Source organism: Boseongicola sp., assembly GCF_057460485.1.
Genome location: NZ_JBVCWP010000249.1, coordinates 1 through 5,806 on the forward strand (window position 1 = coordinate 1; position 5,806 = coordinate 5,806).

Annotated in this window: 5 protein-coding genes; 2 read left to right on the top strand and 3 right to left on the bottom strand. The window is 57.3% G+C overall.

Features of this window, described 5'->3' with window-relative positions; genetic code table 11:
• The 3 genes from AC221Y_RS19380 to mutL form a co-directional block, all read right to left on the bottom strand.
• Positions 1–620, bottom strand: a 620-nt coding sequence (locus tag AC221Y_RS19380; RefSeq protein WP_486708080.1) for a hypothetical protein, incomplete at its 3' end; no start/stop codon positions are given.
• A gap of 120 nt (positions 621–740) precedes the next feature.
• Positions 741–1,925, bottom strand: a complete 1,185-nt coding sequence (locus AC221Y_RS19385) for a DNA recombination protein RmuC (protein ID WP_299755464.1) — start codon at positions 1,923–1,925, stop codon at positions 741–743.
• Complete coding sequence (mutL, locus tag AC221Y_RS19390; RefSeq protein WP_486708081.1) at positions 1,922–3,742, bottom strand: DNA mismatch repair endonuclease MutL; 1,821 nt, start codon at positions 3,740–3,742, stop codon at positions 1,922–1,924. The genes AC221Y_RS19385 and mutL overlap by 4 nt, the downstream gene beginning before the upstream one ends.
• A gap of 107 nt (positions 3,743–3,849) precedes the next feature.
• Here mutL and AC221Y_RS19395 point away from each other — a divergent pair, with 107 nt between their 5' ends.
• Positions 3,850–4,725, top strand: a complete 876-nt coding sequence (locus AC221Y_RS19395) for a DMT family transporter (RefSeq protein ID WP_299755459.1) — start codon at positions 3,850–3,852, stop codon at positions 4,723–4,725.
• Between the two features lie 104 nt (positions 4,726–4,829).
• A partial coding sequence (gene eno / locus AC221Y_RS19400) for a phosphopyruvate hydratase (protein WP_486708082.1) occupies positions 4,830–5,806 on the top strand: 977 nt, incomplete at its 3' end.

Here is a 5,806-nt window from a genome sequence, read left to right on the forward strand (position 1 = left end):
ACCTCGATGGTGATCGCGCCAATTGTTTCCAGTTCGTCATTCAAAAGACCTCCATCCGCATCCAGCAATTGACCGTAGCCGAAATACGACCCCCGATAGGTCGGGTCTCCGGACAAAACGAGAATATCGTCTGGATTTGTTTGAAAACCGATGGCAAAGAATCCCTCGGTATCAATTGCTTCACCTTCAGAGGGCGAGGCATACTTCCCGTAGGTGTAAAGTCCTCCCGTCGCCGAATGGGCAAGCGCATAGTTCAGGTATCCCCAAACGGTTTGCCCACTTTCAAGCGTTGCCTGGCCGTCAACAAAGGTTAACGTCTCACCATCAAGCGTTATAACCATATCGCGCGCTTCATAGGCAGTGAAGCCAACAGGCAAGGTCGCAACTTCGTCGCTGATGACAACAACGGTATCATTGCCTTCCGAATCACGCAGAAACCGTGCGACGGTCACGCTGATTGTCTGCTCTTCGATATCCGACAATGCCAGACCTGCTTCGGCATATTCCAAGCCATTTGCGCCGTTCAGGTACGCAGAATCGATCGGCCGCGACGGATAGCTCACGCCACAGCCCGCAAGCCCTACGCACATCAAGCAATTGATATATTTTGCATATTTCAACGCAGCCCTCGTCAATCGAAATGTCGCAAAGAACGCGACAAGACGTGGCTAACAAGGGATTGGGGGAAAAATATGGCAGCGAAGTATCCAGAAAATCCCTGCCGATCCGCGCCGCAGAAATCAGTCGTCGCGCGCTAAACGCACGACTTCCGCTGGTTTGACCGCTGCTGGTGTATCGGGGGCCAATTCTTCGAAGTCAAAATTATCAAGTTTGGAGGCGCGCTTGCCTGCGCGTTCGGCCGCAGTCCCAATCCCGTCAAGATCTGCGCGCGCCTGATTGAAATGTGTATCAAGCTTTTGTACCCGCTCGACGACCAATTCGACATCCCGGTGCAACATCCGTAGCGCTTTGCGGATGGCGCCCGCCTGTTCGCGCATGCGCGCGTCTTTCAAAATAGCCCGCATCGTGTTCAAAGTGGCCATGCAAGTTGTCGGAGACACGATCCAGACGCGGGCGTTGAATCCGTCTCTAACGACCTCGGGAAAGTTGGCATGAAGTTCGGCGTAGACAGCCTCGGACGGCAGGAACATCAAAGCCCCATCGGCCGTTTCTCCATCGACAATATAGCGCTCGGAGATCGCCCTGATATGGGCGCGAACCGATGTTCGCATGCCGCGCGCGGCCTCAGCGGTTTCGCGGTCGTTGGTCGCGTTTCTGAGGGCTTCGTAGGCCTCCAGCGGGAACTTAGAATCGATGACAATCGGTCCCGGCGGGTTTGGCAAATGGATCAGGCAATCCGCACGTTTGCCGTTGGATAGAGTGGCCTGAAGCGTGTAAGCGTCGGGCGGTAATGCCTTGGAAACAATGTCATTTAACTGAATTTCGCCGAACGCGCCGCGGGTCTGTTTGTTGGACAAGATATCCTGCAGACTAATGACGTCTCCGGACAGTTTCTCGATATTGGCTTGTGCTTTGTCAATCGTCTTGAGCCGCTCTTGCAACTCACCGAGCGACCGGGCGGTGCGGGTCGCAGAGCCTTGCAAACTCTCGTTCATCTTGGTGCCGACTTCGGCCAGTCGCTGCTCCATCAGTTTGAGCATGTTTGCCTGGCTGGCGGCCTGTGCTTCACTTACATGGGTAAGGCCACCCGAGAGCTGATGCTGGCCGTCCGAAAGGCTTTGAACACGTTGGCCAAGCGCGTCGATATTGTGGGCGAGCGGTGACATCATTGACGCAGATTGTCCGGCGCGCCGCACAGTCATGATCAACAACACGAGCACCAGAACCACAACGAACACGCCGGCAAGTGACAACAAAAGAACTGGGTCGCTGAACGCGTACTCGGTGTCGCCAATCCGGATCATCGACGGCCAAACAGGCGTTCGATGTCTGCAAGCTTCAGTTCGACGTAAGTCGGGCGGCCGTGATTGCATTGGCCCGAATGCGGGGTTGCTTCCATTTCGCGCAACAGCGCATTCATTTCTTCGCCGCGCATCTGGCGGCCCGAGCGAATTGAACCGTGACAGGCCACGCGGCTCAGGATTGCGTCAAGACGTGATTTAAGGGCCGTACTGTCGCCAACATCCTGAATTTCATCGAGAATATCTTTGACCAGTGCTTCGGCATTGACGGTTCCAAGGATCGCAGGCGTCTCGCGCACCGCGATGACACCCGGCCCAAACGGTTCGATGCCCAGCCCCATGGTCGCAAGATCATCGGTAAGATCAAGAAGACGCGAGGCCTCGGCGCCCAATTCGACGATTTCTGGTACAAGAAGCGCCTGCGCTGCCACACCGTTTTCCGCCATCTGGCGCTTCAGTTTCTCGTAGACAAGACGCTCGTGCGCGGCGTGTTGGTCGACGATCACCATGCCATCTGCGGTTTGTGCAATGATATAGTTTGCATGCACCTGCGCGCGCGCCGCGCCAAGTGGCAAGTCTTCCGAATGGGGGGCGTTTTCGACGTCGTCTGTGCGCGCTGATGGTGCCTCAAACACCTGATCTGCTTCGGCAAATCCCGCCTGAGCGTACGATGAATACCCAGTCGCCGGTCGACGATCCATTTGGTAAATACGTGGGCCTTCAGCGGGCGTTTGGAACGCGCCGAGGGTCTCGCCCGCGACGGTCGTTGAGGCGCGGTGGCCCGCTTCGGCCAAGGCGTGTCGCAGCCCCGAGACGATCAATCCGCGCGCCACTCCGGGATCGCGGAAGCGTACTTCGGATTTCGCCGGATGCACATTCACATCAACGAGTTGCGGGTCGCAGTCGATGAACAAGACAGCTGCGGGGTGCCGGTCGCGACTGAGGAAATCCATATAGGCGCCGCGAAGCGCTCCGATCAGCATTCTATCCCGGACGGGTCTGCCGTTCACGAACAGGTATTGCTGCACAGCCGAGCCACGCGAATACGTCGGCAAGGCGGCAAATCCGGTCATGTGGAGACCTTCACGCTCGGCATCGATGGCCAAGGCATTCTCGGCAAAGTCGCGCCCCAGCACAGTACGCAGGCGGCGCGACAGGGCTTCGACCGGAGAGCCGGTTTCAGCATCGGCGATGAACAGGGTCCGGGCGGCGTCGGTTGCCTCGGTCAATGTGATCCGCAGATAGGGTTCGGCCATCGCAAGGCGTTTGACCACGTCTATGACGGCCAGCATTTCGGCGCGATCGGTCCGCATGAATTTAAGGCGCGCGGGTGTGGCGTAGAAAAGATCGCGCAATTCCACGATGGTCCCTAGGCGACCGGCAGTGGGGCGCACGGTCGACATCGCGCCGCCTGACACTTCGATTTCAAAGGCGTCGTGACCTTCGATCCGCGAGGTGATGCGCAAACGTCCGACAGCGCCAAGTGAAGGCAAAGCCTCGCCACGAAATCCGAATGTGTGGATGTTCAACAAGTCTGTGCCGTCAATTTTCGAGGTGGCGTGACGCGACAATGCGAGCGGCAAATCAGCCCGCGAAATACCGCAGCCGTCGTCTTCGACACGGATAAGCCGCTTGCCGCCTTCAGCCACGGTGATGTCGATGCGTTTTGCGCCAGCATCGATTGCGTTTTCCACCAGTTCCTTAACAGCGGACGCCGGGCGCTCAACGACTTCACCTGCCGCAATCCGATTGATCGCGCCTTCGTCAAGCTGGCGAATTTGCAGGCGTGGCTGGCTTATGTTGGGGTCCGACGAATGCATGCCACTAGGGATAGCAGGGCGCAGGTCCCTCGTCCACGTCGAATGAAACGTTTCCTAAGGCATTTTAGCCTGCTAAACAGGGACGTGCGCCCCCCTTCGGAGACCAAATGGCCAATACACGCGCAATCGTCTTGATGACGGCTGCGATGGCGGCGTTCGCATCCAGCGATGCCTTCATCAACCGGGCGTCAGGAACGTTCCCTACGGGGCAATTATTTGCGGTCACTTCTCTGGCAAGCTTTGCGATTTTCTTCGTCGTCATGCTGAGGAATCGCGACGCACTTTTTACAAAAATGCTGTTCAACAAGGCGGTTATGATCCGCACTACCGGCGAGGTCTTTGGCTCGCTCGGCTATGTAATGGCGTTGACGCTGATCCCGCTTACAACAGCTTCGGCGATGCTTCAGGCGCAGCCCCTTGCCATGACGCTGGCCGCGGTATTTTTCCTTGGCGAACGTGTCGGTGCACGGCGATGGGCGGCCGTGGGTGTGGGATTTATCGGGGTCATCCTGATCATCCGACCCGGCGCGACTACATTTGATCCAAACATCTTGTGGACACTGCTAGGAATTATCGGTTTGACGGCCCGTGACCTTGGAACGCGCATGCTTCCCAAAGACGTGTCGACGCCTTTTGTATCGGCTTGGGCATTGATCCTTCTGTCATTGCTTGGGGTTGCGATCACGCCATTCACCGGCGCATGGCAACCCATTGACGCCGGTAATGTCGGCTGGTTGGCGGGCATTTCTGTCTTCGTCGCGATGGCGTTTTTCTTCATTAACGGCGCGCTTCGTATCGGTGAAGTGTCTGCGATTGCGCCATTTCGCTACACGCGTATGGTGTTTGCATTGGTGATTGCCATCCTCCTTCTTGGAGAGCAACCAGATGCGTTGACCTGGGCGGGGATCGCGCTGATTGTTGGGTCGGGTATCTATGCCTTTCTGCGCGAGCGTCAGATTGCACGGGCCACACAGGCCACCTGACGCGCACGCAGACTTGCGTATGTTAGCGATCACAGAACTCACTTTCCCCGACCGCCAAAGGGCTGTTATAGAGCAGCGAGATCACACTTAATCCGAGGGACACCATGAGCACGATCATCGACATCCACGCCCGAGAAATCCTCGACAGCCGCGGCAATCCGACGGTTGAGGTCGACCTCTATCTTGAAGACGGAACGATGGGCCGCGCAGCCGTGCCATCGGGCGCATCGACCGGCAAACATGAAGCGGTCGAAAAGCGTGACGGCGATAAGGCGCGCTATATGGGTAAAGGCGTTCTAGACGCGGTTGCGGCCGTGAACGGCGAGATCGCTGACGCGCTGGTAGGCTTCGATGCGACCGAGCAACAAGCCATCGACGCGGCGATGATCGAACTTGACGGGACTGACAACAAAGCCAGATTGGGCGCGAACGCGATTTTGGGTGTGTCACTTGCGGCTGCGAAGGCAGCGGCAGATTTTTCGATGCAGCCGCTGTATCGCTATGTGGGCGGAACGGCTGCGCGCGTCTTGCCCGTGCCGATGATGAACATCATCAACGGCGGTGAGCATGCGGACAATCCGATCGACATTCAGGAATTCATGATAATGCCGGTCAGCGCGGAAAATATCCGTGATGCGGTACGCATGGGCTCAGAGATTTTCCACACGCTGAAGAAAGAGCTGTCTGCGGCAGGTCTGTCGACCGGGATCGGTGATGAAGGTGGCTTTGCACCGAACCTTTCGTCCACCCGCGATGCGTTGGATTTCATTTTGCGTGCGGTTGAAAAGGCCGGATACACCCCGGGTGAAGATATCATGCTGGCGCTAGATTGTGCGGCGACCGAGTATTTCAAGGACGGGCGCTACGAGCTTTCTGGCGAAGGGAAGTCGCTAGGCTCGGACGAGAACGTGGCCTACCTTGCAGCTTTGGTGAAGGATTACCCGATACTGTCGATTGAAGATGGCATGGACGAGGACGACTGGGACGGTTGGATTGCACTGAACCGCGAGCTTGGTGACAAGGTTCAGCTTGTCGGAGATGATCTGTTCGTGACCAATCCCGAGCGGCTTGCACGCGGCAT

Coding starts and splice junctions, on each gene's coding strand:
- AC221Y_RS19385 (WP_299755464.1), bottom strand. CDS start 1,925: ATGATCCGGATTGGCGACACCGAGTACGCGTTCAGCGACCCAGTTCTT.
- mutL (WP_486708081.1), bottom strand. CDS start 3,742: ATGCATTCGTCGGACCCCAACATAAGCCAGCCACGCCTGCAAATTCGC.
- AC221Y_RS19395 (WP_299755459.1), top strand. CDS start 3,850: ATGGCCAATACACGCGCAATCGTCTTGATGACGGCTGCGATGGCGGCG.